Below are 25,779 nucleotides of genomic sequence, written 5' to 3'. Positions count from 1 at the left end.
TCGCGTTTCAGCTAGCCGGCGTGCTCAGCTTGACCAAACCCGCGAACGGCATCTGCACGCCGTTGACGCCGAGCGTGACCCCGCTCGCGGCGCTGACCACCTCCGTCACCAATCCGCTGCTGGTGATCGACACCGGCACCTTCGCGCCGCTGAGATCGGTCGCGGCCAGCGCAAGCTGGTAGGCACCGCTGGGCGCCTGCTCGCCCGACGCCAGTTTGCCGTTCCAGGTTACGCTGCCGGTGCGGTCGAGCTTGTCGATCGGCAGTGTCGCGACGACCTTGCCCTTCCCGTCGGTGATCGTTCCGACCAGCGAGGTCACCGCGCGGTCCGCGGTGTAGCCCCAATTGGCGGGCACCTTGTCCGACAGGCCGGCGACGTCGCTCGCGAAATGCGCGGTGTTGCCGATCAGCCCGGTCGCCTGCGACAGGCCCTGGGTGGAAAGCTGGGCGAGGATGTTGTTGAGCGTCGTGGTCTGCTGGATCGTCTGTTCGACCTGCGAGAACTGCGCCAGTTGCGACGCATATTCGGTCGATTCGATCGGCTTCAGCGGATCCTGGTTCTGCATCTGCGTCGTCAGCAGCTTCAGGAACATGTTATAATCCTGGCTGCTCTTGGCCATCGCGGTGCTGCTGGCGGTGGGGGTTGGCGTCGGTGCGGTGACGGTGTTGGTGTCCATCGAAAATTCCTCAAGCCATCATGTCGATGCGGCCGCTGGCGGCGCGGGGGCGGTGATCGGGTTCGTCGGGTAGGTCGGCCGGGCTGGCATCGGGAAAGCCAGCGCGCGCCTCTCCGCGGCGCTGCCCGGATTGGCCGGAAGTGGCCTGTTCGTCACCGCCCGACCGCGTATCGAAGCGGAGGCTCTGCGGATCGGCTCGGACCCCGGCATCGACCAGCGCACGGTTGAGATCGGCGCTGTCGCGGCGCAGCAGGTCGAGTGCCGCAGGATTGTCCGCCGCCACGACCGCCCGCAACCGGCCGTCGTCGTCGAATGACAGTGTGACGTCGATTCGGCCCATGTCCTGGGGATCGAGGCGGACGGTGATCGTCTCGCCCCCGCCGGTCGCGGCATGACGCGCGATGATCACGCCCATTTCGCGCCCGATCCTGCCGGGTTCGGCAGCGACTGTGCCTGCCTCGCGAGGAGCGGGCGCCACCGCTGCTGCGAACTGTGGGGCGGGGGTGAGAAGGGCCGGTCCTGGAACCGGGGGAGGCGCTGGCACGCCGGGGGCCGGAGCTGGTGCCACCTCAGCCGCGGCGGTACGCGGCTCTGCGGTGGCCGGGAGGCGTGTAGCGACTTCGCCGGGTGCCGACTTGTCGGTGACGGGGGCGGGTTCGGGAGCGAGCGGCGGACCGGCAGCGGCAGTGATGGCCTGAGCGCGGGCTTTCGCGGCGGTCTCATGCTCGGCAGCGGGCGATTGCGTCACTGGCTCGAGCGGCAGCGGTGTCGGTTGTGACACCGTGGGGGCGATCGGGAGGTTCGGCGTCGGTTCGATGGCAACGGCCATAGCCTCCGGCTCGTCGATCTTCCGCCTGCTTTCGGCGGTCTCGTCCATCTGCGTCGTGGGCGCCGGCGTAGTGATCGGCAGCACTGGAGCGACTTGCGCTAACGCACCGCCGTGCTCCTGCGCAGGCAGGAGCCCAGGGTCATCAGCCTTGCCGTTCGTGGCTCTGGGTTCCTGCGTTCGCAGGAACACGGGATGGGGTTGGCGGGTCGAAGTCTTTTCCGGCTGCACCTGCACCTGCACCTGTACGTCGGTTGTCGCGGTCACCGGGTCCGGGGCAATCGGACCATCCGCGGGCGCTTCGTCCGCGGGGAGCTTGGCGGGCGCGGTAACGGTGAATGTCGCTGCGGAGACGACGATAGCGGCGGCGGCAGGTGCTGGCATGATCGGCGGCGCGGCATCCGGCACCGGGGCTTCCGGCTCGGGCGGCTCGGCGCGCGGGAGCTTTCGAGGCGTCTCCACCTCGTCCGCGATCCTTGCCGTGGGTGCCTGTGGTGTGGGCGCTTGCATCGTGTCGATCGCAGCAGCGGTCGTGGCGGGAACAGCGACGGTCGGCGCTCCTGTCGCGGCTGCGATAGGCGCGGTCGGCCTTTGCCGCGCCGGGGCTGCCTCACCTTCTGCCGCATTGGCCGGTGGAGCCGCCGCGAGCGGGGCCGCTATGAGGATAGCCGGTAGCGTCTTCACGAATTTTGGGCTCGCCGGGGTTGGGAGAACCTCGGTCGCGGTCGCGATGTTCTGCGTGGGGATGTTGGGCGTGCCGACCACGAGGATCGCCGACTGCGGATCAGGCGACAGCTCGGTCGCGATCGTCGGCTTGGACGGAGCAGGTGCGATCATCGGGGGCGGTGAGGCTTCGACCTGCGGCAGGGCCGGAGCTACCGGTGCGGGATGGGTCGGCGGCGTGGGCGCCGCAACACTTGGCATTGCGATGTCGTTCAACACCGTCAGGGTCGCCGGGGTCGCGAAGCCGGCCAGTGGCACTGTCGCGGCCGGCGGCGCAGCGTCGACCGCGACCGTTGGCACCGCATTGGCCAACGCCACTCCGAAAGCCGCGGCGGCAGTCGGCGTCGTGCGCGGCGCGACGCCCGGCAGGGCAGCGCCGGTCGGTGGCAGGAAGAAGCTGGTCGCGACCGAGGGCATCGATGTCCTTTCCGGCCGGGTGCGACCAATGCTGCATTATAGGACGATTGCGCATCGCCCCGGTCAGGCGTGGCCGATCGTCCCCAGCGAGCGGATTCGCGCGCGGGCGTGGACCTCGTTCTGCGACAGCACCACGGTCGCCGGGCGCACCCGTTCGATGATCGAGCGCACGAAGGGGCGGATCGCGGGGTTGGTGAGCAGGCACGGGATCTCGCCCTCGCCCGCGAGCCGATCGAGCGTCTCGCGCACCGCCGCCAGGAACGCGTGGAGCCGCGACGGCGCCATCGCCAGCTGGCGGTCGTCGCCGTGGCCGACGATGCTTTCGGCAAAGGCCTCGTCCCATTCGGCCGAGAGCGTGACGATCGGGATCGCGCCGTCGCGCGATTGCTGCGCCGAGATCTGCCGCGCCAGCCGGCCGCGGACATGTTCGGTCATCTGCGTCAGGTTCGACGTGATCGGTGCCGCCTCGGCGATGCCTTCCAGGATGGTCGGCACGTCGCGGATCGAGATCCCTTCGGCGAGCAGGTTCTGGAGGATGCGCTGAACGCCGGAGATCGAAATCTTGGCGGGGACGATGTCCGCGACCAGCTTATCCGCTTCCTTGTGGACCTCGTTCAGCAGCTTCTGGGTCTCGGTATAGCTCAGCAGGTCGGCGATATTGTCCTTCACCAATTCGGTCAGGTGGGTGGTGATGATCGTGCCGCAATCGACCACGGTCAGCCCGCGCAGGCCCGCCTCGTCGCGCAGCTCGCGGTCGATCCACACTGCGGGCAGATCGAACACCGGCTCGCGGGTCGGTTCGCCGGGCAGCGACAGCGCCCCGCCGCCGGGGTTGATCACCAGCAGCCGATCGAGCCGGATCTCGCCGCGCGCGGCCTCCGTCTCCTTGATGTGGACGACATATTCGTTGGGCTTCAGCGCCATGTTGTCGATGATCCGCACCGCGGGCAGCACGAAGCCGTAATCGACCGCCATCTGCCGCCGCAGCGCGCGGACCTGATCGTCGAGCCGCGGTTCGCGCTGCGCCTCGTTGATGATCGGCAGCAGCGCATAACCGATCTCGATCCGCACCGCGTCGATCGCGAGGGTGCGCGAGATCGGTTCTTCGGACGCGGTGGCGGCGGTCGCCGCGATGTTGCGGTCGGCGCGCGCCTGCGCCTCGCGCCGATTGGCGGTGCGGCCGAGATGCCAGGCTGCCCATCCGCTCAGCCCCGCAAAGATCGCGAACGGCAGGAACGGCAGGCCCGGCAGGATCGCGAGCAGCCCCATCATCACCGCGACCATCCCGAACGCCTTCGGGAAACGGCCGAGCTGGTCGCCGAGCGCGGCGCCGGTCTTGCCGACGACTCCGCCCTTCGACACCAGCAGGCCCGCCGCGATCGACACGATCAGCGCGGGGATCTGGCTGACCAGCCCGTCGCCGACCGTCAGCAGCGTATAGGTGTGGAACGCCTCGCCGAACGGCACGCCGTGCACCGCGACGCCCATGATCAGCCCGACGATGACGTTGATGGCGGTGATCAGCAGCGCGGCGACCGCGTCGCCCTTCACGAACTTCGACGCACCGTCCATCGCGCCGTAGAAGCCGCTCTCGGCCTCGACCTCCGCGCGGCGGTCGCGTGCCTGCGCCTCGTCGATCGTGCCCGCGTTCAGGTCCGCGTCGATCGCCATCTGCTTGCCGGGCATCGAATCGAGGCTGAAACGCGCCGCGACCTCGGCGATCCTCCCCGCGCCCTTGGTAATGACGACGAAGTTGATGACGACCAGGATCATGAAGATCGTCAGACCGATCACGGTCTGGCCGCCGATCAGGAACTCGCCGAACGCCGCAATCACGCCGCCCGCCGCATGCGCGCCCTCGTGGCCATGCGCCAGGATCAACCGGGTCGAGGCGAGGTTCAGCCCCAGCCGCAGCATCGTCGAGATCAGCAGGATGGTGGGGAAGGCGGACAGCTGGAGCGGCTTTTCGATGAACAGCGCGGTCATCAGGATCATCACCGAAATGGTGATCGACAACGCCAGGCCGAGATCGAGCATCCAGCCCGGCAACGGCAGGATCAGCATGCCGATGATCGCGATCACGCCGACCGCGAGCGCCATGTCGCGGTTGGCGCCGATCCGCTGGAGGAAACCCGCCACTGGCGACATCCCGGCGGCGGTCACAGCGCGGGCGCGACGGGGATACCCGCCTCGACGAAGGTCTTGAGCTTGTTGCGCATCGTCGGACCGAAATACCGAGGATCCCGGACGCCGAGGTGCGGTTGCCGTGGCAGCGCTCCAGCGTGCGCAGGATCAGCGCGCGCTCGACATCGTCGACCGTGCGCCCGACCAGCGCGGCGATCTGGCCGTCGGCATCGACCGGCAGCGCCGCGGTGGTCGCGAGCGCGGCCGCGATCAGCTCGCGGTCGGGGGGCAGCGGCAGATAGTCGCGCGCGCCCGCCCGGATCGCGGCGACCGCGCGTTCGGCGGGCGCGTCGATGCCGCACGCCAGCACCGGGGTCGTGATTCGTTCGTGGTGCATGTGCCGCATGAAGCTCGCGACATCGGCCAGGACGTCGATCATGATCAGCCCGGCATCGACCGTGCGCAGCCGCTCGATCGCGTCGTCGGGGGTGTCGACCATCGCCACCTCCGCGCCCGCATCGCGCGCCATCTCGGCCGCGCGCGCCAGTTCGGTCGCGGGCGCGCCGATCACCAACAGGCGCACCGCCACTCTCTCCATCATGCTCATCAGCGTTCCGACTGCACGATCTCGGTGAGGGTGATGCCGAGCGCGTCGTCGATCAGCACGACCTCGCCACGCGCGATCAGCCGGTCGTTGACGAAGATGTCGACGGGTTCGCCGACCCGGCGGTCGAGCTCGATGACCATCCCCGCGCTCAGCCGCAACAGCTCGCCGATCGGCATCCGCGCGCGGCCGAGCACCGCCTGCACCTTCACCGGCACGTCGAGCACCGCGTGGAGATCGACCAGGTCGCTCACCGGCTTGGGCGGTGCGGCGGCATCCTCGGCGAACTCCTCGAAATACGCCACCGGCTCCTGCGCCGCGATCGCGAAGGGGTCGCCGTCCGTCATCGGTTCCATCATGTCGGTTTCCATCATGCGTTCATCCATTGGCGGATCACGGAGGCGGCCTCGGGCGGGGACGCGACGATCGCGTCGCCGACCCGCTGGATCGCGCTCAGCTTGACGTTGCCGTCGACCTGCGCGAGCGCGATCTCGTCGTCGAGTTCGGTGCCCGACCGGCCGGGCAGCATCGCGGCGGGCGGCGTGGCGCCGACCGCGGCGACGGGGCCGGGCAGGGCGCCCGGCGCATCGCGCTGCGCCTTCAGCAGCGCGGCGGGTCCGAAGCCGTCGGGCTCGCCGGGGCGCGATCTGAGCATGCGTAGCGCGACCAGCCCGACCGCGGCGATCAGCAGCAGCTTGGCGAAATCGACGATGCGGTCGAGCGGCAGCCGCGACAGGATGCCGGGCTTGTCCTCGTCGAGCGAGGGATCGGTCGCGAAGCGCATGCTTTCGATCACGACGCTGTCGCCGCGCGCGGTGTCGATGCCGACCGCGTTCTCGACGAGGCGTTGCAGCCGCTGGATCTGCGCGCCGGGCAGCCCCTTGGTGCCGCCGTCGATCATCACCGCGACGGTCAGCCGCTTGATCTTGCCGGGTGCGCGCAGCACCACGCTGTGGGTCTTGCTGTTGTCGTAGGTGGTGTCTTCGGACGTCTCGTCGTGCGTCTCGTTGCGGGCGGCGCCGGGGGTCGTCGGCACGGCCTGCGCCTCGGGCAGCTGCTGCCCGACGCTCGCGGCCTGAGCGCCCGCCTGGGTGTCGGTGTTGAGATCCTTGGTGCCGACCGTCACCTGATGCGCGATCACCTGCTTGTCGGGATCGAACATGTCCGATTCCTCGCGGGTCTGGTCGCGATCGATGTCCGCGGAGACTTCGGCGCGCACCTTGCCCTCGCCGACGATCGGCTGGACCAGCGCCTCGATCTCTTCGCGCATCTTGGCTTCGACCGCGGCCTGGCGCTCGTCGGCCGCGCCGGAGCCCGCGGTGCCCGCTTCACCGGCACGGGCGAGCAGCGCCCCGGTCTGGTCGACCACCGACACCGATTCAGGTGCCAATTCGGGTACGGAGGAGGAGACGAGATAGCGGACCGACTGGACCGCCTCGGCGGACAGCCGGCCCTTGGTCTTCACCGTTACCGCGGCGCTCGCCTTGGCGGTGTCGGTCGCGAACATCGCGCGTTCGGGCATGACGATGTGGACGCGCGCGCGCGACACGCTTTGCAGCGTCTCGATCGATCGGGCGAGTTCGCCCTCGATCGCGCGGGTCTCGTTCATCTTGGCGCGCGTGGCGCTGACCCCGAACGGCTCTTCCTGGTCGAGCACGTCGTAGCCGATCTTGCCGCCCAGCTTCTCGCCGGCCATCGTCATCCGCAGCTCGGCGAGCTTCGCCTCGGGCGCCATGATCGCGGTGCCGTCGGGCGACAGCTGGAACGGGATGTTCTGCGCGGAGAGCTTGTCCGACATCGCCTCGGCGGCGGCGGGATCGAGATCGGTGTAGAGGAAGCCCAGCTTGCCGTCGTCGCCGCGCAGCGCGACCATGGCAAGTACCGCGAGCAAAGCCGCCGCGACCCCGCCCATCAGGATCAACCGTTGGCGGCCGATCTGTGCCACCACTGTTCTCACCTGCTCCAAGCGACACCCCGTTCGTCACGTTCTTCGACGGGTTCATTATAGGCGGGCGGCAAGGCGGCAGGTTCTGCCGGGCGGTAAAACTTGCCGGGATGAGTGCATCCAGATCGCACGAATTAGTGCCACAACGATCCTCCCCTGCAAGGGGAGGTGGCTGGCGTAAGCCAGACGGAGGGGTGATGCGCTCTCCGGATAAGGTGTCACCCCTCCGTCAGTCCTGCGTACTGCCACCTCCCCTTCCAGGGGAGGAGTCTAGGACGCCCTACGCCACCTTCACAGTAGCGCGAATACCGGCGCGAGCGCGGCTTCGACCGCGGTGGCGCGGGCGGCGGCGTCGAGCACCATGCCGCCCTGGTCCCAGTGGATATGGGCGTCGCCGAACGCGCAGGCGGCATCGCCGCGGACGGTGATCCCCAGCCGGCGGCGATCGCCCGACTGGCGCACCGCGACCAGTCGTTCGAGCTCCCCCGCCAGCGTCGGATTGACAACGACTTGGATCTCCTGCCCGCGCGCGACCTGGCGCAGAGCGCGGCCGATCGCCTCGTCGATCGCGGTCGCCGGTGCCTGGTCGATCAGCCGCGCCGCGATCATCCCCGCCGCGAGGCGAGCGACCTCGGCGGCGTTGAGCGCCGCGTCATCCTCGATCCGATCGAGCTGCGTGTAGACTTCCTCCACCGCGGCGTGGAGCGCGTCGGTGGCGGCGAGCAGTGCGGACTGCCGCTCGGCATTCGCCTGCGCCAGCCCCGCCTCGAACCCTGCGGCGCGTGCGGCGACGATCGCGCCGTCGCGGTCGTCGCCCGTGAGTTCGGTTTCGAGTTCGGCCACGCGCCGGCGCAGCGTCGCCAGATCGGCGTCGGCGAACGGCATGCTGCCGGCGTCAAACACCTGGTCGAAATCGAATGGGCAAATGCGGAAAGGTGCGTTCATTATCTGGTCCTCACACGATCATCGTGTCGTCGCTCTTGGGATCGACGAGCAGGATCTCGCCATTGTCGGCAAGCGTCTTGGCGAGGCGGACGAGCGCGTTCTGCGCTTCTTCGCAGTCGCGGGCGCGGACCGGGCCCATCGCCGACATGTCCTCGCGCATCAGCTTGGCCGAGCGTTCGGTCATGGTGCTCATGAACAGCTGGCGCATCGATTCCGGGGCGCCCTTCAGTGCCAGCGCCATCTGCCGCTTGTCGGCCTGGCGGACGATGGTCGCGACCGCGCTCGGCACCAGGCTGCCGAGGTCCTCGAAGGTGAACATCAGCGCGCGGATGCGTTCGGCGGATTCCGGAATGCTCTCGTCGAGCGCGCCGAGCATCGCCTCCTCGGTCTGGCGATCCATCGCGTTGAATACCTCGGCCATCGCCTCGTGCGGATCGCGGCGCTGCGATCGCGAAAGGTTGCTCATGAATTCGCTGCGCAGCGTCTGTTCGACCTGGGTGAGCACTTCCTTCTGCACCGTCTCCATCCGCAGCATGCGCTGGACGACGTCGACCGAAACTTCCTGGGGAAGTTGGCCGAGCACCCGCGCGGCGTGATCGGGCTTGAGCTTCGACAGCACCACCGCGACGGTCTGCGGATATTCGTTCTTGAGATAACCCGCGAGCAACGTCTCGTTGACGTTAGACAGCTTGTCCCACATCGTCCGGCCCGCAGGACCACGGATATCCTCCATGATCTCGCGGACGCGGTCGCCCGGCAGGATGCCGTCGAGCAGCCGTTCGGTCGATTCGAACGAGCCGTGGAGCGCGTTCATGCTCGCCATCTCGCCCGAAAAGCTCACCAGTAGATGTTCGGCGACCGCGGACGGCACCCGGCCGAGGTGCGACATCGCGGAGGAAAGGTCCTTCACCTCCTCGGTGGAAAGATGGTCCCACACCGCAGCGCCATGTTCGCGGCCCAGCACCAGCATCAGCGCGGCGGCGCGTTGTGCGCCCGAATAGCGCTTCAGCTCGGGCGGTTCGCCCATTGCGGACACCATGTTCATCGAAATCCATCGCTCCCGCAGGTTCCGGAAACGGGTGTCGCGCCCATCCCGACCGTCTCGATGCTATTATAGGAGTGAAGAAGGCATGCGGGCGTGCCGAGGAGCAACGATGGCCAATCTTTCCAACGCATCGATCGGGCTCAGCATCCTGAGCCGCAACAATTTCCTATCGCAGCAGGCCGGCTCCTCCCTGACCCTCGAATCGCAGGCGGTGCGCAAGGCGCGCGCTGCGTTCAAGACCGAACCCGTGACGCCGCCGTGGCGCGCAAAACTTAGCACCGCACCGTCCTCGACCGAACTGGCGACCGTGAAGGCGATGAGATCGATCATCGATCGCTCGACCGGCGGCATCGATCCCGACATCCAGACCACCTTCACCACCTACAAGGCGCTCGACCGGCTCCGCGTGCTGGCGGAGAGCGCGGCGAAGAGCACTACCGGCAGCGACGAGCGCGTATCGCTGCAAAAGGCGTTCGGCAGGGGCATGGCAGATCTCCAGGCCTTCCTCGCCGAGGCGCCGTCGTCGCTGATCGACCTGTCGTTCGCGCGTGCCGCCAGCCGCGCGCAGACGGTGGCGGTCGCATCGCCGTCCAGCCTCAACACCACCACGATCACCGGCGACGGCATCCTCGCCACGCGCTTCGAGCCGCTGCCCGGCGTCACCGGCACCGAGCGGTTCCGGATCGACCTGGCCGACGGCGCGGCCAAGGACAGCGTGGTCATCGATCTCGCCGCGGGGCCACAGCCGCCGACGCTCGACAGCCTGTCGACGCAGATCAACGACGCGATCAAGACGCTGGTGCGGCTCGACCAGGACGGCGTGCCGGTGGTCGACGGTGAGGGCAGGCAGGTGCCGCGCTATGCCGTCACCGCGGCCCCGGCCAAAAACGGCGACAAATGGGGCCTCAATATCGAACGGGGCGGCTACGAGACGATCGCGATCGACCAGATCGACGCTGGCGACGCGATCATGATCGCGAGCGGAACGACCGCGAGCGATGCGACGGGGACCAGCCTGCCGACCACCGCGCTGGTATCGCGCTTCGACGATCCCACCGGCGCGATGACCCGGCGGACGCTGTCGACCTTCGCCGCCACCGACGAGGGAGCGACCGAACGGCTGAAGATGGTCGCGGACGCCGATACCACCAAGAAGATCAAGGCGGTCGATGTCGGCGCCGCCACCTCGGTCAGCGCGGTCGCGACCGATGCGCTCGGCTTCAGCTATGTGGTCGGCACTACGTCGGGCGATCTCGGCGGCAACCTGTCGGACGGCGGTGACGACCTCTACCTCACCAAGCTCGACAGCGAGGGCCAGACGGTGTGGCGCCGTACCCTCGGCGTCGGCGGCACCGCGACCGGCGCCGCGGTCACGATCGCGCCCGATGGCGGCATCGTTGTCGCGGGCAGCGTCACCGGCGGCTTCGCGGGCGACATCGCCGACGGCGACATGCTGGTCGCGCGCTACGACAGCCAGGGAGAAGAGAGCTTCTCCACGCTGGTCCGCGCGATCGGCGTCGACACCGCCGGCGCGGTCGCGGTCGGCGCGGACGGCACGATCTATGTCGGCGGCCAGACCGACAGGAACGGCGGCGACGCGGTGCTCACCCGGTTCGGCGCGGACGGCAAGCTGGCCGAGCGCCGGGTGCTGGTCGCCGCCGGCAGCGGCAGCGTGAAGGCGCTGGCGGTCGGCAAGGATGGCGCGCTGCTCGCGGTCACCAGCGATGCCGGCAAGGCGGTCCTGCGCAAGATCGACGGCGCCGATCTCACCGCCGATCTGGCCACGCTCGATCTCGGCGCCGCCGATGCGCGTGCGATCGCGGTCGCGGCGGACGGCGGTATCGTCGTCGCCGGCGCGACCGACGCGACGCTGGAGGGCGCTCAGGTGAACGCGCGCAGCGGCGGTCGCGACGCCTTCGTCGCGCGCGTCGACGCCGCGCTGGCGGGCGCGGAGGTAACCTATCTCGGCAGCGGCGAGGACGACCAGGCCGACAGCGTCTCGATCCTCGGCGGCGACATCTATGTCGGCGGGCGCACCGCGGGTGCGCTGGCCGGCGCCAAGAACGGCACCGTCGACGCCTTCGTCGCGCGGATCGACGCGGCGACCGGCGCGGTCGGCCGCGTCAGCCAGTTCGGCAGCACCGGAGCCCTCACCGAACCCGTGCAGGTCGTGGCGATGAAGGGCGGCAACAGCGTGCTCGGCGCGATCGGATTGCACCGCGGCACGCTGACCCCGACCGATTCGGTCACGCTGCCCGCACAGACCAGCCTGCGCGCGGGCGACGAATTCGCGATTCGCGTCAACAATGGTGCGGTTCGCAAGATCACGATCGTGGCCGGCGAGACGCTGACGACGCTCGCCAATCGCGTCCGCACGTTGATCGGCACGCGTGCGGCGACGGTGACGACCCCCGCAACCGGCGACGGGCGCGCGCTGCGGATCGACATGAAGGCCGGCCAGGAGATCGAATTGATCGCGGGGGGAACCGGAAAGGATGCGCTGCGAAAGCTGGGGCTCGATGCACGGCGGATCGCGGGGATGCCGATCGTCGAGGCAGGCGCGCCGAAGGTGCGGCCGGGCGGCAGCTTCGGGCTCGATCTCAGCGATGCGATGCAGATCGGCACCAAGGCGGACGCCGCCGCATCGCTCGGGCGGATCACGCAGGCGATCTCGACCAGCCAGTCGGCCTATCGATCGCTCTACTGGGACGACGTGAAGGCGCTGCTGGTCGACACGCCCGCGGGGTCGAAGCGCAAGGCGGGGTCCACCGCGGTCGAGACCGCGCAGCTCGCCAACTACCGATCCGCGCTGGCCCGGCTGACCGGCAGCACCGGCAGTTCGTACGGGTTCTGATCGCCATGCCCACGATCATCGCCGACATCGCCCGCGAGATGAAGCATCTCGCCGCCCGCCAGCGCGTCGTGGCGCAGAACATCGCGAACAGCGAGACGCCGGGCTTCAAGGCACGCGAGGTGGTCGCGCCCGATTTCTCCGCGCTGCTCGCGCGACAGGGCGGCGGCGGCGGTCGCGCCGCAGTCGCCCGGCCGCAGGTCGCGATCACCGGCGCGATGGCCGCACTCGGCGCCCGCCGTCCGCGCGGCGCCGGCACGATGCTCGACCACGACGTCTTAGAGACCAAGCCCGACGGCAACAACGTCACGCTGGAGGATCAACTGCTCAAGATGGGCCAGATCCAGGCTGATTTCGCGGCGATGACCAACCTCTATCGCAAGCAGCAAGCGCTGCTGAAGACCGCGATCGGGAGGGGTGGGGGCTAGACCATCTGTGCCGCGACAATCGCCGCAACGTCGGCGGTGTCGAGCGTGTCGAGCGGCAATTCGTGCTCGGGAGTGGTGGAGTAGCCAAGCATGCGGCCGTCGCGGCCGACCGCCACCGCCAGGATGCGGTAGGCGTCGCCTTCGCGGACCAGCGCGAGGCCGCCTGCCTGAGGGAAGCGATCGGGGTCGACGATCACCGTCGCTTGGCCGGGCAGGCCGCCGCCCAGCGTCGGACGGCCGACCCGCATGCCGAAGGCGCGCGCGCCGGCGATCGCGGGCGCGTCGATGCGGAGGCCGGTCGGGGTCATCGCGATCAAACCGTCGGTCATCGGCGCGCCGAATACCGGCACGGTCCGCCGCGCGCCGTGGCGGGAGGCTTCGACCTCAGGAAGGGTCTGCTGGTCGTCGCCCGCCTGGCGCAGCTCAATCGCGAGCGCGGCGACGCGCTGGCGGGTGCGCGCGCGGCGTTGGTCGGCGCCGGTGATCGAGGCGAGGAAGCGGTTGAGCGTTCCGTCGCGATAGAGCCCGAGGATGTGCTCGCGCAGTGCGACCTCGTCGGCCACGTCGAACAGGCGGCAGAGGTTGGCGACGGTCTGGTCGTTCCATCGCGACAGTCCCTTCTGCGCATTCTCGACCCGCGACAGGATCACCGGGGGGATGCCGAAATCACGGTCCATCGTCGCCGCGGTCAGCCGGGAATCGGCGTCGCGCCGCGCCCGCACCGCAGCGGCGAGCAGCATCGCGAACTCGGCTTCCTCAGGGCTATCCGATGCTGTGCCGTCCGCGAACGGGATGAACCAGGTGGCGATGTCGAACGAGGGGGAGTCGACGTCGAGCAACAGCTCGGTCGGTGCGATCTCCAGCGCGCGGGCGATGCGGACCAGCTCGTCGGCGCGCGCGAAGACCTCGCCCCGCTCGATCTTCGACAGGCGGATATAGGGAATCTGCGGGATCGACGCGGCGAAGGCGAACAGCCGCGGGTGGCCGCGCCTGATCCGTTGCTCGCGGACGCGGTTCGGGAAAACGACCGATCGATACGGATCCACGATGATGCCGTTATCGGCCGCCGTGTCGTTCGACGCGGTGACTAGGGTCATGCCGCGACGGCCACGGTTACGCCGCCGGGGTGGGATGTCGGTCGGATCGGATGAGGATGGTTGCACGGACCTGTCCTGACGCTACGTCGCACACGTGTAAATACCTAGTGGACCGATACTGGATATTACAGGGAAGGAAAGAGCCCGACAGTACGCATAATTACGATTAATGGATCGAAGCGCCTTCCGCTTCGCAGCGCAGCAGCGCCCAAATGCCGTCGTCGGCCATCGGCAACATGGTGGCGGCGCGTCCGTGATGGCCAGCCAGGGCGAGTAGCCAGCCCGCGTCCGCCGTCTCCGCGACAGGCATATCCGCGATCAGTGCGACTCCGGTGCCGTCGGTGACGATGCTGATCCCGGTCGCCTCCGCGGGGCAGATCCGCGCTGCCTGCAACAGCATGAACAGCTCGTCGGCGGCGACGCAGAGCGCGTCGAGCGCGGGGCCGACGCTGACCGAGGCGCAGAGATCGCGGCTGCCCTGTTCGTGCGGGGCGAGCCATCGGTCCCACAGCAGGATCGGAAGATCCTGGCGCCAGCCGTCGCTCGGCACCGCCAGCGCCAGCATCGGTGCGTCGCTGACCGCCAGCAGTCCCCACGACAGCGTCGCGATATCCTGTACCACGCGGCGGAACCGCGGATCGAGACGGGTTCCCCGCCCCAAGGATCGTTCGCCGATATGTTGCGGTGCCACGCCGATACCTTTCCAGATCCTTACCTCATTGTAGGACGGGATCGGGAGCGGCGGTGGCGATGCCGCCATTCTTGCGTCGTTTCGGCGGGAGTGTCGCTCCCGCCCGGTCGTCAGGCAGAGACGGTGTTCCTCGTGGCGGTAGCGGCAACGGGGCGCTGCCAGCGCGGGGTGGCGAGGTGGGGCGTGCGCTGGGCGATCTCGGCGATCGCACCGGCGGCGCGCTTGGCGATCTGACGCGACCGCTCGCGGACCGCATCGTCGGCGGGGGTGGAGGCGGCGACGGCAGGCGCCTCGACCTCGTCGGACAGGCGGCGTTCGATCGCCTCGCGGTGCAACGCGATCTTTTCCTCGAGCGCGGCGAGTTCGGTCGGGTCCACCGGGTACATCGTGGCGCGCAGCCGCGGCTGGGTGAGGTCGGTCGGGCGATCGGCCTTGTCGCGGGCGCGGCGCTTTAGCTGGTCCATGCCGACGGCGCGAAGGTGGTCGACATATTGCTCGATCAGCATCGTGCGAGTGCGGCCCGCGAGATAGGCGGCGGCGCCGGCTTCGGTCCGCTCCAGCGCATCGTGATCGACGATCATCGATTCCAGCGAGTCGTCCTCGCCGATCCCGGCGCTCAGCGACACGGTGGTCGCGGCGACCTTCTTCGCGGACGGGCGCTGATCGGTCATCAGGCGGAAGCGCAGGCCCTGCAGCTCGCCGCGCAGCTGCCAGTTCACGAAGGTGGTGAACTGCGCCTTCGACGGGTCATAGGCCTGGATCGCGCGATGGACACCGATCGCGCAGCACTGCTCCGCATCGTCCCAATGCGCGATCAGCCCGTATTGGCGGATGAAGTGGCGGATCCGCGGCGCGACCAGCTTGAGGATTGCGGCAAATGCACGGTCGCCTTCGACGCGCTGGCGATTGGTCTGGCGCACATCGCCCACCGGGGTGTTCAGGATGACGGTGGCGACGGCGGCTTCCAGTGCCGCAGTGATCTTGGACATGGCAGTTTCCCCAAACTCGATCGCGAGAAGATCGCGTCCGAACGAGGACCCTTTTCGTCGCCAATGGTTAACATCCGGTATAATATCCGTGATGCATCCAAACTATCCTATGCCACCTGCATTGGCGCTGCGTAGCGGTCGGCGCGGACCTTGCGGTCGAGATAGCCGAGCAGCCAGCTGCGATGCGAGGCGGTGGCATCGCCGACCGCGGCGATACGCTGCTGGCTGACGGGCTGACCGACCTGCGCGTCGAGCAGGACCCGCGCCCGCGCCTGGCTGAGCCCGCCCTGCCGTAGGAAGCGGATCGCGTCGCCGAGGCCGAGATGATGCCCGAGATAGGCGAGTCGCGCGGTGGCGCCGATCTCGCCCGCGCTGTCGACCCCGGCGCGGCGCAGCCCGTCGAGGTTGCGGCGGGCGTAATCGGCGATGCCGTTGATCGACGCGACCGCATCGTAGCGCAGCGCCAGCAGCGCGGGCCGCGCGCTCGCCAGCAACTGGCCGTTGTCGCCGATCCACCCTTGGCCGCGGGCATGCGCGTTGAGCCAGGTGCCGCCGGTCTCGGCGAGCCCTTCCCAGGTGCGGCTGAGAAACTGGCCAAGGCCCGCGGCGCTCGATCGGGGATTGCGTGAATAGACCTGCCAGCTGCCGTCGCGCGCCTTGCCGGCTTCGGCATCGACGATCGCGGCCAGTGCGGGGGCGGGGATGCCGGTACGCGCGGCGGCGTCTTCCAGCGTCCGTTGATGGCGTTCGTTGACGCCGAGTCCAGTCAGCCCGCCGCGGCCGGCGCCGTCGGGGTCGACGGCGCTCTGGAACGGCTCAGGTCGCGGCATCAGCCGCAGCACCGCGGGGCGCGCGACCGGCGCCTGCGACGGCGCATCGGGCTGGCGCTGCAATTGTTCCAGCAACGCGTCGAGCGGGTTGCGGCGCTCGATCCGGTCGGCGCGCGTCTCGCGATCGGCGCCGCTGCCGAGCGCCGCCTGCCACAGGTCGCGCGACACGGCCGATTGCGCCTCGCTGTAGATCAGCGCGGCGCGGCGGGCGGGGGTCAGGGCGTGCAGCGCGGCGCGATCGATCATGGCGGCGAACCCATCGCCGCGGCGGCGGCGGCGCGCCAGGCGCGGCGACGGTCCTGACCGTCGCGGGCGAAGCGGGCGGCGGTCACCTCGTCGATCGCGCGCTGTTCGACTGCGGCAGCGGCCTGATCGGCCGCCGCACGGTAGCGCCCGAACGCGCCCTCCACCGCGCTGAGCGAGCCGTAGCATTCGACCGCGCGTCGCCGCAGCACCTCCAGCCGCGCATGGGTCTCCTCGCGCTCGATCATCAGCCGCTCGCGGTGATCGCGGGCGCGCAGGAAATAATGCTGCGTCGTCAGCGTCGGTTCGCTGATCGCGAGCAGGCTTTCCTGTTCGAGCGTCTGTTCCGCCGCGATATGTTGCGCGTCGATCCGCTGGAGTTCGAGCACCGCCTCGCCGATCGCGCGGCGGACCCGTTCGACCTTGCGCTCCGCCAGGCGCAGCGCGGTGTAGTATGGCGTGGTCATGCGGCGGCTTCTTCGGTCTGCCTCGTGAGCAGGCCGGCGAGCGCGGCGAAGGTTTCGGCGGGATAGGTCCGCTGGGTCTTGCCCTGCTTCAGCAGCGCCTCGATCTGCGGGGCGAGCCGGATCGCCTCGTCCACCTCGTCGTTCGATCCGGCCTTGTACGCGCCGAGGCGGACCATCTCCTCCATGTCGCCATAGGTCGACAGGATCCGCCGGGCGGCGAGGCGCACCTCGTTCTCGGCGTCGCCGTGGCACCCGGGCAAGGTCCGCGAAATCGATTTGAGCACGTCGATCGCTGGATAGCGGCCGCGCTCCGCGATCCGCCGGGTGATGACGACATGGCCGTCGAGGATCCCGCGCACCGCGTCCGCGACCGGCTCGTTGTGATCGTCGCCGTCGACGAGCACCGTGAACAATCCGGTGATCGATCCCTGGCCGGGCAGGCCGGGGCCGGCGCGCTCGAGCAGCCGGGGCAGTTCGGCGAAGACGGTCGGCGGATAGCCCTTGGTCGCGGGCGGCTCGCCCGAGGCGAGACCGATCTCGCGCTGCGCCATCGCGAAGCGGGTGACCGAGTCCATCAGGCAAAGGACTTTCAGTCCCTGGTCGCGGAAATGCTCGGCGATCGCGAGCGTGGTCCACGCCGCCTGGCGCCGCATTAGCGCGGGTTCGTCGGAGGTCGCGACGACCACCACGGACCGCGCCAGGCCCGCCTTGCCGAGATCGTCCTCGACGAATTCTTGAACCTCGCGCCCGCGCTCGCCGATCATCCCGATCACCGCGACGTCGCAATCCGCCCAGCGCGCGAGCATCGACAGCAGCACCGACTTGCCGACGCCCGATCCCGCGAACAGGCCGAGGCGCTGGCCGTCGCAAAGCGGCGCGAACACGTCGAGCGCGGCCACGCCGGTATCGATCTTGGCGCCGACCCGCGCGCGGCTCGCTGCCGGGGGCGGGGTGGCGCGGATCGGGCGCGCGACCATCCCGAACGGCAGCGCACCCCCGCCGTCGATCGGACGGCCGAGCCCGTCGACCATCCGGCCCAGCCAGGCATCGCTCGGCCGGATCGTCAGCTGACCGGCTGCAAGCACCGCGCGCGCGCCGCAGGACAGGCCCTGCGGCTCGGTGAACGGCAGGCAGTGCGCGACACCGTTGTCGAGGCCGGTCACCTCCGCATCGATCGTGGTGCGGGCGGCGGCGATCCGGATCCGCGACCCGATCTGAGCCGCGCCGGAAAGCCCGGCGACCTCGATCAGCGAGCCGCGTACCGAGATCACGGTGCCGTAGCGTTCCTCGACCGGCATCGCGCGCAGGGTGGCGGCAGCGGCGGCGAAGGCGTGCATCTTGTTCATTGGGCGGTCTCCTTCTCGCCGCAGGCCAGCGCGGCGGCTTCGTAATCGATGAGGGCGCGGCAATTGCCGAGCGCGCGGTAATAGTCGCCGACCGCGATGTGCTGCGCGAAGTCGAGGCAGACGGTGCGTGCCCGCGGCGATTCGAGTGCGCCGAGCAGGTCGCCGAGCAGCGCCACGACGGTATCGTGGTGGATCGTGCGGCCGGGCTCGTCGATGTAGCTGAGCATGCAGGCGAGATAGAGCCGGCGCGCGGGCGTGGTCGCGTCGCCGCCGTGCATGATCTCGCGCCCGCGCAGGATCGCGACGCAGTTCTCGACCTCCATCTCGACCCGCCCGCTGGCGCGGAGGACCGCCCCGTTGACGATCATCTGTTCGCCGTCCCTTAGCGATATGCGCAATGTCACGGGCATCTCCCATCCGATAAACAGGCTTATAGGATGTGAACGCCAAGCGCGGGCGAGGGCCGGCAATTTTTGCCGGGTTTGGCTAATTCCTCCCCGGCACGGGGAGGTGGCGCGGCGAAGCCGTGACGGAGGGGGCTCTCCACAAGCGCTACGCTCGTGGCTCGCCCCCTCCACCATTCGCTGCGCGAACGGTCCCCCTCCCCGTATCGGGGAGGAATGCGCGGCATCGATTTTCGACCCCTCGCGACCACGGGGAGGGCGCCCCTTCTATAAGGACCCAGACGGCGCGTGAGTGCCTTACGCCGGGGAGAGCCCAATGAGCCTTTATTCCGCCTTGTCCGCCGGCGTCGCCGGCCTGTCCGCGCAATCGAACGCGATGGCTACGGTCGCCGACAACATCACCAACATCAACACGGTCGGCTACAAGAACGTCGAGACCCAGTTCAGCACGCTGGTCGGCGATACCACCTCCGGCAGCAAGTATAGCGCGGGTGCAGTGGTCGCGAGCGCGAAGGCGTTGATTTCCAAGCAGGGCCTGCTGGCGGCGTCGGGCAGCTCGACCGATCTGGGTATCGCGGGCCAGGGCTTCTTCGTCACCACGGGCAGCCCGCGAGGCGGCGAGACGATGCAGCTCACCCGCGCGGGTTCGTTCACCCCGGACAATGAAGGCTATCTGCGCAACACCGCCGGCCTGTACCTGCAAGGCTGGCCGCTCGACGCCAAGGGCGAGTATGTCAACACCGGCAACACCGACGCGCTGACCGCGATCCGGGTCAGGGACCTGGGCGGCACCGCGACCCCGTCGACCAAGATCCAGGCGCGGATCAACCTGATGAACACGACCCCCGCCAGCGATCCGGCGAAGGTCGCGGCTTACCAGCCGGGCGACATCGCCAACGGAACGCTGCCGTCGCAGTTCGGCTTCCCGATCGACGTGTACGACCAGCAGGGCGGGGCGCATCAGCTCCAGCTCAGCTTCGCAAAGGCGGGCGACAATAGCTGGATTGGCGAGATCCACGCGGTGCCGGCGAGCGACGTAACCGCCGCCGACGGCGTGCTCGCATCGGGCGAGATCAAGTTCAACGCCGACGGTAGCCTCGATCTGACGGGCAGCGACCCCAGCTACTTCGGCGCGTTCACACCGACCTGGACCAACGATGCCGGTTCACTTCCGATCACGATCGAACTCGGCACCGACAAGGGCACCACCGGATTGACCCAGTTCGGCAGCCCGTCGACGCCCTATTCCAAGTTCGCCGACGGTGGTGTGCTCGGCAGCGTCGCCTCGATCGACGTGTCGCCGACCGGCGTCGTCAGCGCGGTGTTCGCGGACGGCACCAAGCGCGCTGCGTTCCAGCTGCCGATCGCGACCGTGGCCAACCCGGACGGCGTCCAGCGGATTTCGGGCAACGCGTTCCTGCCGACCGTCGAATCAGGCACCTTCTCGATCAACGCGCCGGGGTCGCTCGGTTCGGGCACGATCCAGTCGAAGAAGCTGGAGACGTCGACCGCCGATCTCGCGGAGGAGTTCACCAACATGATCCGCTTCCAGCGTGCCTACAGCGCATCGTCGAAGATCATCACCACGGTCGACGACATGTTGCAGGAAGTCAGCAACCTGAAGCGCTGACCGCCTGAACCTCTGAACGAAGGATCCCGACTTGTCCGTCAGCGACATTCTCACGACCGCGCTGACCGGGCTGACCGCCGCCCAGGCGGGCCAGCGGACGGTCGCGAACAACATCGCGAACGTCAACACGCCGGGCTATTCGCGCCAGCGCGTATCGTTGCAGCCCGGCGTCGGCGGCCGCGGGCAGGTCTCGGGGGTGTCTGTCGGCGAGACCGAACGGGTGGTCGATCGCTTCCTGGAAGGCGCGGTGATCGGCCGGGCGGGTGACGCCGGCCGCGCCGAGGTGACCGCGAGCTATCTCGATCGGCTGCAATCCTATTTCGGCGCGAACGGCGCGGAGTCGGGAATGTCGGCGCGGATCGACGCGATCGCCACATCGGCACAGGCGCTGACTGCGGTATCGGGCGGCACCCAGACCAATATCGCCTTCATCGGCACCGTAGCCGACGCGATCGGATCGCTCCAGCAGCTCGCCGGCGATGCCGACGGCCTGCGCGCGGATGTCGAGAGCGAGGTCGGCGCCAGCATCGCGCGAATCAATTCTCTGCTGACGAGCATGAGCGATCTCAACGACACCGTCGCCAGCCTGAGCGGGCTCAGCCGCAGCGCCGCCGCGACCGAAGACCAGCGCGGCGCGGTGCTCCAGGAACTCAGCGGGCTGATCGGCATCACCACCCGATCACAGCCCGACGGCCGGATCGAGATCGGCACCAGCAATGGCATTCCGCTGCTCGACCAACGGCTGCGCCAGCTCGATTATCCGGGCAGCATGGTCGGCGTGTCGCAGCCGATCTATGCCGCGATCGAGGTGCGCTTCGCCGACCGGCAGGGAAAGATGGGCGCGGTGACCGGCCAGGCGCTCGACAGCCCCGCGGTCGGCGGCAAACTCGGCGGGCTGCTCGACCTGCGCGACCGCCAGTTGCCCGCCTTCACCCAGCGGCTCGGCACGCTGTACGGCGGCCTCGCGCAGACGCTGAACGCGGCGTCGAACGCCAACACCGCGGTTCCCGCGCCTGCCACGCTCGACGGCCGCGCCACCGCGCTCGCGGCGACCGACCGGCTCGGCTTCTCGGGCGCGGCGACCTTCGCGGTGACCCGCAAGGACGGCACACTGGTCGCCTCCACCCGCATCGACTTCGCCGCGCTCGGCGCGTCGGCGACGGTCGCCGACGCGGTCGCCGCGATCAACGCCGGACTGGGCAGCGCGGGCAGCGCAAGCTTCGTCGCGGGCAAGCTGACGATCGCTGCCGCCGGAATCGGCAGCGGCGTCGTCGTCGCGCACGACGATGCCAGCCCCAGCGCCCGCGCCGGGGTCGGCTTCTCGCAGTTCTTCGGGCTCAACGATCTCGTGCGCAGCGATCAGAGCACGCTGGTGCCGTCGGGCTTCGTCGCGGCGGACGCGCACGGCTTCGCGGCCGGGCAGGGCGTCGAGATCGCGCTGCGCGATCCGCTCGGCAACCTCGTCACCCGCTACACCCTGACCGGGTCCGCGGGGTCGACCTATGGCGACCTGGTCGCCGAGCTGAATGCCAGCCCCTTGTCGCGCGGCGGCAGCTTCGCGCTGGACGCAGAAGGCCGGCTCGATTTCACGCCCAGCGGCGGCAACACCGGCGCCAGCCTGTCGGTGCTGTCCGACACCACCAACCGCGCCGGCACCGGACGCCGCTTCGCCTCGATCGTCGGGCTGACCGGCAGCGCGAGCGACCTGGCGACCGCAGGCGTGCGACCGGATCTCGCGGCTGATCCGAGCAAGCTGCCGCTCGCCCGGCTACAGACCGTCGCGGTCGGGCAGAAGGCGCTCGGCTCGGGCGACCGGCGCGGATCGGCGGGCTTCGTCGACGCGCTCGCCGGCACCGCCGACTTCGGCAGCGAAGGGGCGAGCACGATCGCGCGCTTCACCGCGACCGTGCTGGGTGAGAGCGGCGCGGCGGCGGCGCGCGCCAACGACAAGATGATCGAATTCACCACCCGCCGCGATGACGCGATCGCGCGCCGCGACAGCGTGTCGGGCGTGAACATCGAAGAAGAGCTGGCGCAGATGGTCGTGCTCCAGAACAGCTATGCCGCCGCCGCGCGCGTCGTGACCACCGCGACCGACATGTACGACACCCTGCTCGCGATGATCAGATAAGGAACCAGACGATGCGCGTGGCCACCATTCCCTTCCAGCAGACGATGCGCAGCGCGTTGCAGAAGTCGCAACAGGCGCTCGTCACCACGCAGCAGCGGCTCGCGACCGGCAAACAGGTCGCCGATCTCGCCGGGCTAGGCACCGATGCGGTGCGGACGCTGTCGACGCGCAGCCTGCTGGCGGCGCAGGAGGGGCAGGCCAAGACCGCGCGGCAGATCGGCAACACGCTCGCGCTCTACGATGCCAATATCGGCCAGGTCGATACGGCGGCGAGCGACCTGCGCACCAGCCTGATCACCGCGATCGGCAACGGCAAGGCGGCCGGATTGCAACAGAATGCCGAAGCCGCCTTCGCGCAAGTTCGCTCCGCCCTGAACAGCAATTCCGAGGGCAAGGCGCTGTTCGGCGGCTCGCAGGTCGACAGCCCGCCCTTCCTGCCCGCCACGCTTGCCGCCACCGCCGGGATGACCCCGGCAAGCGCGTTCGCCAACGACGACGTGCGCGGCTCCGCGCGGGTCGGCGACGACATCGACGTAACGTACGGGGTCACCGCGAGCGAACTCGGCGGCGGGATGCTCGCGGTATTCCGCACCCTCGCGGAAGCCGGCCCGATCGGCGAGATCCCGACCCCGGCGCAGCTCGCCGCGATGCAGGCCGCGGTCGACCAGCTCGACATCGCGGTGCCGCAGATCCGCACCGTCAACAGCATCAACGGCGCCCGCCAGGCGCAGGTCGAGACGCTGGCCGGACGCGCCGACGACCGCAAGATGCTGCTGGAAGGCATCATCGCCAAGAACGAAGGGGTCGATTACGGGCAATTGTCGATCGACCTGGAGACCCAGAAGCAGCTGCTCGACGTGAGTTCGTCGGTATTCGTGCAAATCACGCGGATGAGCCTCGCCAACTACCTCAACTGAGGTTTCGCAGGAACACCCGGCCCGCCCCGCCCGTTGACCGCGCTCGTTCCAGTAACCAGCGAAAGAGAGTCACGATGGCTGCCAAGGGCAATCCGAAATCCAGTTCCGCCAAACGCGGCGCCAGCGCCGGTTCGTCGGCTAAGCCGCGCAACTTCGGCGTGGCGACGATCACCGCTGGGATCGCGGCACTCGGCATCGGCGCGGCGTTCCTCGGCCTGTTCGTGCGGCGGTCGCGCACGAATCCGGCGGAACACGCCGCGCCCGATCTGGCGCTCGACAAGCCGCATCCTGGCCCGCACGACCGGGCGCCGGACGCGTTCCGTCCCGATCCCACTGCGCCGGTCCCCGAAGGCATGCGCGACTCGCTCCGCCCCGCTACCGGTCCGGCCCCGGGATTCGCCGCCGATCGCGGTTCGACCATTGGCGTGTAGGTAGCAGGTGCTGGTAACCTGCTTGGTTTACCGAGTATTTTCCGTCACCCCGGACTTGATCCGGGGTCCCGCTTCGCGGCGTAGCGGACGGATTTGCCCCGTGCAGATTAGCGGGACCCCGGGTCAAGCCCGGGGTGACGACGTGTGGGTCGGACAGGCTTAACGCCAGGGTGCCGACTGAGGTCACGCCGCCACGGCTACCTCGTCGGCGTCGGCCTCCGATTTGCTATTTCGCCCCCTGGCGCCCATATGAGTGGTGCTACAGTCGCATATCGACGGTCTTCGGCGCTTTGCGGCTCCCTCTTCCTTCCTTCCCTGCTGCCGAGGCACCGGGCCGCCCGACTCGCGGGAGGCCCCCTGAGAGAAGGAAGCTATTATGGTCACCGGCACCGTCAAATTCTTCAATGCCGACAAGGGCTATGGCTTCATCGCGCCGGACGGCGGCGGCAACGACGCGTTCGTCCATGTGACGGCCGTTGAGCGCGCCGGCATGGTCACGCTGCGTGAAAAGCAGCGTGTGTCGTACGACCTCGAGCCCGACAAGCGCGGCAAGCAGTCGGCGGTCAACCTGCAGCCGCAGGACGACTGATCGAAATGACTGGCCCGGCGGCACTCTGTCGCCGGGCCGTTTCGTTCAAACCTTCTTTTGCAGGAGATCGTCGATGCGAGAGAGCGACACCTACACCGCCCGCGCCACTGCAGCCGCGGCGGACGCCGATGCCGCCACGCTGGACAATGTCCGCGAGCGCTGCCTGCGCGCCGAACAGGCCTGGTCGAAGATGGCCGAGCGCAGCCTGCGCGTCGAGACCGCCCGGGCGACCCGCGAGGGTGCGACCCAGGCTTCCGTCGCTGCCGCGGCGATGAGCAACAATTGACCTGAAGCGACTTTCCCTCCTGTCGGCGCATCGGTCGTCGGCAAGGATGGAAAGTTGCATGCCTTCATTATGCGCGCTGCCCTCGGCCGCGCTTGCCGCCGGCACGCTCCGTGGCGGCGATTGGACGGTGGGCCCGTCTATCTACAGCAAACAATTCCCCGCGGCGGAGCTCACGGGATGGTCCGGGTGATCGGCCGATCCAGCGGCGTGCCCGACTCCTTCCACTTGTCCAGCACCGCCGAGGCAGGCGGCAGACGGTCGACCGCGACGGGCGTGGCGGGCGCGATCTCCTTGCTCGGACGCGGCAACGTTACTGACGGAAGTTGCGCGTCGGGTTGCGAAGTTGGTGCGACCGGCGCGATGATCGGTTCGGCGCCGCGATAGTGTTGTGTGACCGCTGCGGCAGTGCCCCAATAGCCCTTCCACCGATGGAAGAAATGCGCGCCTACGGCGGCGGTCATCACCAGGCTGCGGTTCCACGCCGGCGTGACCGCATAGGTGTGATAATGCGTCGCCAACCCGACGGGGGTGAACACCCTTCCGCCAAGCGCCAGGGCCGCAGCCCGCGCCGCGCGCGCCCAGCCGGCAGCGGTCGGCACGTGCGTCGATGCGCCGTCGCAGGCAAAGCTGAATTGGCAACCGCGATGCGCGGCGCCCTGATAGACCACGCCACAGACGCTCGCCGGAAAGGCGGGATGACGCACCCGGTTCAGCACCACCTGCGCCACCGCCGCCTGGCCCGCATCACCCTCGGTCGCAGCCTCGTAATAGATCGCGGCGGTGAGGCATTGCAGCGCGCGGGCGCGGTCGACGCTGGCGATCCCGCGCAAGGTGAACGGCGCTGCACCGGCGGTCGGGTCCGTGACGATCGCGGGCGCGGTGGGTGCGGCGGGTAGGTCGGTGGTGCCGGTCACCCCGCGCGCGGGCGCAGCGTCGGCATCGGAGATGCGCGGCGTGGCGGGGGTGATTTCCTGTACGACGAGAGTCGAGCCGGCAGGTCGAAGCAGGACAGCACGCCACCCGGACTGCGCTGACCAAGCCGCTACGAGCACCGCCGTGGCGCACAGCACTGCGATCGCCAGCGCGTGCGCCGTGTGGATGCTGGAAGAACGAAGCGACACGGGAACCTCCGCGCCGGGAATGA

25 protein-coding genes are annotated in these 25,779 nt (G+C 69.2%); 10 read left to right on the top strand and 15 right to left on the bottom strand.

What is annotated here, in order from left to right:
• Positions 1–7: 7 nt before the first annotated feature.
• From ACFE77_RS07570 to flhA, 3 genes are all read right to left on the bottom strand, one after another.
• Positions 8–676, bottom strand: a complete 669-nt coding sequence (locus ACFE77_RS07570; RefSeq protein WP_375421021.1) for a flagellar hook assembly protein FlgD — start codon at positions 674–676, stop codon at positions 8–10.
• A 10-nt stretch (positions 677–686) separates the two neighbouring features.
• On the bottom strand, positions 687–2,642 hold the full coding sequence (locus ACFE77_RS07565) for a flagellar hook-length control protein FliK (RefSeq protein WP_375421020.1): 1,956 nt from the start codon (positions 2,640–2,642) through the stop codon (positions 687–689).
• 63 nt (positions 2,643–2,705) lie between these two features.
• On the bottom strand, positions 2,706–4,742 hold the full coding sequence (gene flhA / locus ACFE77_RS07560) for a flagellar biosynthesis protein FlhA (protein ID WP_375421035.1): 2,037 nt from the start codon (positions 4,740–4,742) through the stop codon (positions 2,706–2,708).
• Positions 4,743–4,924: 182 nt separating this feature from the next.
• On the opposite strand from flhA, the gene ACFE77_RS07555 reads away from it, so the two are divergent.
• Positions 4,925–5,068, top strand: coding sequence for a hypothetical protein (locus tag ACFE77_RS07555; RefSeq protein WP_375421019.1), 144 nt, complete (start codon positions 4,925–4,927; stop codon positions 5,066–5,068).
• Positions 5,069–5,119: 51 nt separating this feature from the next.
• Positions 5,120–5,401, top strand: coding sequence for a hypothetical protein (locus ACFE77_RS07550; RefSeq protein ID WP_375421018.1), 282 nt, complete (start codon positions 5,120–5,122; stop codon positions 5,399–5,401).
• On the opposite strand, the gene fliN is transcribed toward ACFE77_RS07550, so the two are convergent.
• The 4 genes from fliN to ACFE77_RS07530 form a co-directional block, all read right to left on the bottom strand.
• Complete coding sequence (gene fliN / locus ACFE77_RS07545; RefSeq protein ID WP_375421034.1) at positions 5,373–5,741, bottom strand: flagellar motor switch protein FliN; 369 nt, start codon at positions 5,739–5,741, stop codon at positions 5,373–5,375. The two genes, ACFE77_RS07550 and fliN, sit on opposite strands and share 29 nt — an antisense overlap.
• Positions 5,741–7,282 (bottom strand): flagellar basal-body MS-ring/collar protein FliF, encoded by a 1,542-nt coding sequence (gene fliF / locus ACFE77_RS07540; protein ID WP_375421033.1) that lies wholly within the window; start codon positions 7,280–7,282, stop codon positions 5,741–5,743. Before fliF ends, fliN begins: the two co-directional genes overlap by 1 nt.
• A gap of 324 nt (positions 7,283–7,606) precedes the next feature.
• Positions 7,607–8,260: a flagellar assembly protein H gene (locus ACFE77_RS07535; RefSeq protein WP_375421017.1), complete on the bottom strand. Its 654-nt coding sequence runs from the start codon at positions 8,258–8,260 to the stop codon at positions 7,607–7,609.
• 10 nt (positions 8,261–8,270) lie between these two features.
• Complete coding sequence (locus ACFE77_RS07530) at positions 8,271–9,299, bottom strand: flagellar motor switch protein FliG (RefSeq protein ID WP_375421032.1); 1,029 nt, start codon at positions 9,297–9,299, stop codon at positions 8,271–8,273.
• A 115-nt stretch (positions 9,300–9,414) separates the two neighbouring features.
• On the opposite strand from ACFE77_RS07530, the gene ACFE77_RS07525 reads away from it, so the two are divergent.
• Together ACFE77_RS07525 and ACFE77_RS07520 are read left to right on the top strand one after the other, a co-directional pair.
• Positions 9,415–12,159: a hypothetical protein gene (locus ACFE77_RS07525; RefSeq protein WP_375421016.1), complete on the top strand. Its 2,745-nt coding sequence runs from the start codon at positions 9,415–9,417 to the stop codon at positions 12,157–12,159.
• 5 nt (positions 12,160–12,164) lie between these two features.
• Positions 12,165–12,584 carry a flagellar basal body protein gene (locus ACFE77_RS07520; protein WP_375421015.1) on the top strand — a complete coding sequence of 140 codons (420 nt, stop codon included), beginning with the start codon at positions 12,165–12,167 and terminating at the stop codon, positions 12,582–12,584.
• Here ACFE77_RS07520 and ACFE77_RS07515 read toward each other — a convergent pair.
• The 7 genes from ACFE77_RS07515 to ACFE77_RS07485 form a co-directional block, all read right to left on the bottom strand.
• Complete coding sequence (locus tag ACFE77_RS07515; protein ID WP_375421014.1) at positions 12,581–13,681, bottom strand: helix-turn-helix domain-containing protein; 1,101 nt, start codon at positions 13,679–13,681, stop codon at positions 12,581–12,583. The two genes, ACFE77_RS07520 and ACFE77_RS07515, sit on opposite strands and share 4 nt — an antisense overlap.
• 166 nt (positions 13,682–13,847) lie before the next feature.
• Positions 13,848–14,372, bottom strand: coding sequence for a hypothetical protein (locus ACFE77_RS07510; RefSeq protein WP_375421013.1), 525 nt, complete (start codon positions 14,370–14,372; stop codon positions 13,848–13,850).
• Positions 14,373–14,482: 110 nt separating this feature from the next.
• Positions 14,483–15,361 (bottom strand): sigma-70 family RNA polymerase sigma factor, encoded by an 879-nt coding sequence (locus tag ACFE77_RS07505; RefSeq protein ID WP_375421012.1) that lies wholly within the window; start codon positions 15,359–15,361, stop codon positions 14,483–14,485.
• Between the two features lie 107 nt (positions 15,362–15,468).
• Positions 15,469–16,437 (bottom strand): peptidoglycan-binding protein, encoded by a 969-nt coding sequence (locus ACFE77_RS07500; RefSeq protein WP_375421011.1) that lies wholly within the window; start codon positions 16,435–16,437, stop codon positions 15,469–15,471.
• Entirely contained in the window at positions 16,434–16,901 is a 468-nt protein-coding gene (locus ACFE77_RS07495) for a hypothetical protein (RefSeq protein ID WP_375421010.1), read from the bottom strand. The genes ACFE77_RS07500 and ACFE77_RS07495 overlap by 4 nt, the downstream gene beginning before the upstream one ends.
• The gene (gene fliI, locus ACFE77_RS07490) at positions 16,898–18,238 is read right to left on the bottom strand and encodes a flagellar protein export ATPase FliI (RefSeq protein WP_375421031.1); all 1,341 of its coding nucleotides are present in this window, start codon (positions 18,236–18,238) and stop codon (positions 16,898–16,900) included. Before fliI ends, ACFE77_RS07495 begins: the two co-directional genes overlap by 4 nt.
• A 5-nt stretch (positions 18,239–18,243) precedes the next feature.
• Complete coding sequence (locus ACFE77_RS07485; protein WP_375421009.1) at positions 18,244–18,651, bottom strand: flagellar biosynthesis repressor FlbT; 408 nt, start codon at positions 18,649–18,651, stop codon at positions 18,244–18,246.
• 316 nt (positions 18,652–18,967) lie between these two features.
• Here ACFE77_RS07485 and ACFE77_RS07480 point away from each other — a divergent pair, with 316 nt between their 5' ends.
• The 6 genes from ACFE77_RS07480 (at position 18,968) to ACFE77_RS07455 (ending at position 24,635) form a co-directional block, all read left to right on the top strand.
• Complete coding sequence (locus ACFE77_RS07480) at positions 18,968–20,281, top strand: flagellar hook protein FlgE (RefSeq protein WP_375421008.1); 1,314 nt, start codon at positions 18,968–18,970, stop codon at positions 20,279–20,281.
• A gap of 31 nt (positions 20,282–20,312) precedes the next feature.
• A complete protein-coding gene (locus ACFE77_RS07475) occupies positions 20,313–22,412 on the top strand; it encodes a flagellar basal body rod C-terminal domain-containing protein (protein ID WP_375421007.1) in 2,100 nt (699 codons plus the stop codon).
• A gap of 11 nt (positions 22,413–22,423) precedes the next feature.
• The gene (locus ACFE77_RS07470) at positions 22,424–23,329 is read left to right on the top strand and encodes a flagellin (RefSeq protein WP_375421006.1); all 906 of its coding nucleotides are present in this window, start codon (positions 22,424–22,426) and stop codon (positions 23,327–23,329) included.
• 74 nt (positions 23,330–23,403) lie between these two features.
• The gene (locus tag ACFE77_RS07465; RefSeq protein ID WP_375421005.1) at positions 23,404–23,760 is read left to right on the top strand and encodes a hypothetical protein; all 357 of its coding nucleotides are present in this window, start codon (positions 23,404–23,406) and stop codon (positions 23,758–23,760) included.
• Positions 23,761–24,136: 376 nt separating this feature from the next.
• Complete coding sequence (locus tag ACFE77_RS07460) at positions 24,137–24,349, top strand: cold-shock protein (RefSeq protein ID WP_375421004.1); 213 nt, start codon at positions 24,137–24,139, stop codon at positions 24,347–24,349.
• A 73-nt stretch (positions 24,350–24,422) separates the two neighbouring features.
• A complete protein-coding gene (locus ACFE77_RS07455; protein WP_375421003.1) occupies positions 24,423–24,635 on the top strand; it encodes a hypothetical protein in 213 nt (70 codons plus the stop codon).
• A 170-nt stretch (positions 24,636–24,805) separates the two neighbouring features.
• On the opposite strand, the gene ACFE77_RS07450 is transcribed toward ACFE77_RS07455, so the two are convergent.
• A complete protein-coding gene (locus tag ACFE77_RS07450) occupies positions 24,806–25,756 on the bottom strand; it encodes a cell wall hydrolase (protein ID WP_375421002.1) in 951 nt (316 codons plus the stop codon).
• Positions 25,757–25,779 lie beyond the last annotated feature (23 nt).

The organism is uncultured Sphingomonas sp. (genome assembly GCF_964243315.1).
Classification (GTDB): Bacteria; Pseudomonadota; Alphaproteobacteria; order Sphingomonadales; family Sphingomonadaceae; genus Sphingomonas.
Note: the sequence above shows the minus strand (reverse complement) of the source record. Positions and strands in the feature narration are given on the sequence as shown.

Bases quoted from the DNA above. Each gene is read 5' to 3' on its own strand.
- ACFE77_RS07570 (WP_375421021.1), bottom strand. From the start codon at position 676: ATGGACACCAACACCGTCACCGCACCGACGCCAACCCCCACCGCCAGC.
- ACFE77_RS07565 (WP_375421020.1), bottom strand. From the start codon at position 2,642: ATGCCCTCGGTCGCGACCAGCTTCTTCCTGCCACCGACCGGCGCTGCC.
- flhA (WP_375421035.1), bottom strand. From the start codon at position 4,742: ATGGCGCTCGCGGTCGGCGTGATCGCGATCATCGGCATGCTGATCCTG.
- ACFE77_RS07550 (WP_375421018.1), top strand. From the start codon at position 5,120: ATGCCGCACGCCAGCACCGGGGTCGTGATTCGTTCGTGGTGCATGTGC.
- fliN (WP_375421034.1), bottom strand. From the start codon at position 5,741: ATGGAAACCGACATGATGGAACCGATGACGGACGGCGACCCCTTCGCG.
- fliF (WP_375421033.1), bottom strand. From the start codon at position 7,282: ATGGGCGGGGTCGCGGCGGCTTTGCTCGCGGTACTTGCCATGGTCGCG.
- ACFE77_RS07535 (WP_375421017.1), bottom strand. From the start codon at position 8,260: ATGAACGCACCTTTCCGCATTTGCCCATTCGATTTCGACCAGGTGTTT.
- ACFE77_RS07530 (WP_375421032.1), bottom strand. From the start codon at position 9,299: ATGGTGTCCGCAATGGGCGAACCGCCCGAGCTGAAGCGCTATTCGGGC.
- ACFE77_RS07525 (WP_375421016.1), top strand. From the start codon at position 9,415: ATGGCCAATCTTTCCAACGCATCGATCGGGCTCAGCATCCTGAGCCGC.
- ACFE77_RS07520 (WP_375421015.1), top strand. From the start codon at position 12,165: ATGCCCACGATCATCGCCGACATCGCCCGCGAGATGAAGCATCTCGCC.
- ACFE77_RS07515 (WP_375421014.1), bottom strand. From the start codon at position 13,681: ATGACCCTAGTCACCGCGTCGAACGACACGGCGGCCGATAACGGCATC.
- ACFE77_RS07505 (WP_375421012.1), bottom strand. From the start codon at position 15,361: ATGTCCAAGATCACTGCGGCACTGGAAGCCGCCGTCGCCACCGTCATC.
- ACFE77_RS07500 (WP_375421011.1), bottom strand. From the start codon at position 16,437: ATGATCGATCGCGCCGCGCTGCACGCCCTGACCCCCGCCCGCCGCGCC.
- ACFE77_RS07495 (WP_375421010.1), bottom strand. From the start codon at position 16,901: ATGACCACGCCATACTACACCGCGCTGCGCCTGGCGGAGCGCAAGGTC.
- fliI (WP_375421031.1), bottom strand. From the start codon at position 18,238: ATGCACGCCTTCGCCGCCGCTGCCGCCACCCTGCGCGCGATGCCGGTC.
- ACFE77_RS07480 (WP_375421008.1), top strand. From the start codon at position 18,968: ATGAGCCTTTATTCCGCCTTGTCCGCCGGCGTCGCCGGCCTGTCCGCG.
- ACFE77_RS07470 (WP_375421006.1), top strand. From the start codon at position 22,424: ATGCGCGTGGCCACCATTCCCTTCCAGCAGACGATGCGCAGCGCGTTG.
- ACFE77_RS07465 (WP_375421005.1), top strand. From the start codon at position 23,404: ATGGCTGCCAAGGGCAATCCGAAATCCAGTTCCGCCAAACGCGGCGCC.
- ACFE77_RS07460 (WP_375421004.1), top strand. From the start codon at position 24,137: ATGGTCACCGGCACCGTCAAATTCTTCAATGCCGACAAGGGCTATGGC.
- ACFE77_RS07455 (WP_375421003.1), top strand. From the start codon at position 24,423: ATGCGAGAGAGCGACACCTACACCGCCCGCGCCACTGCAGCCGCGGCG.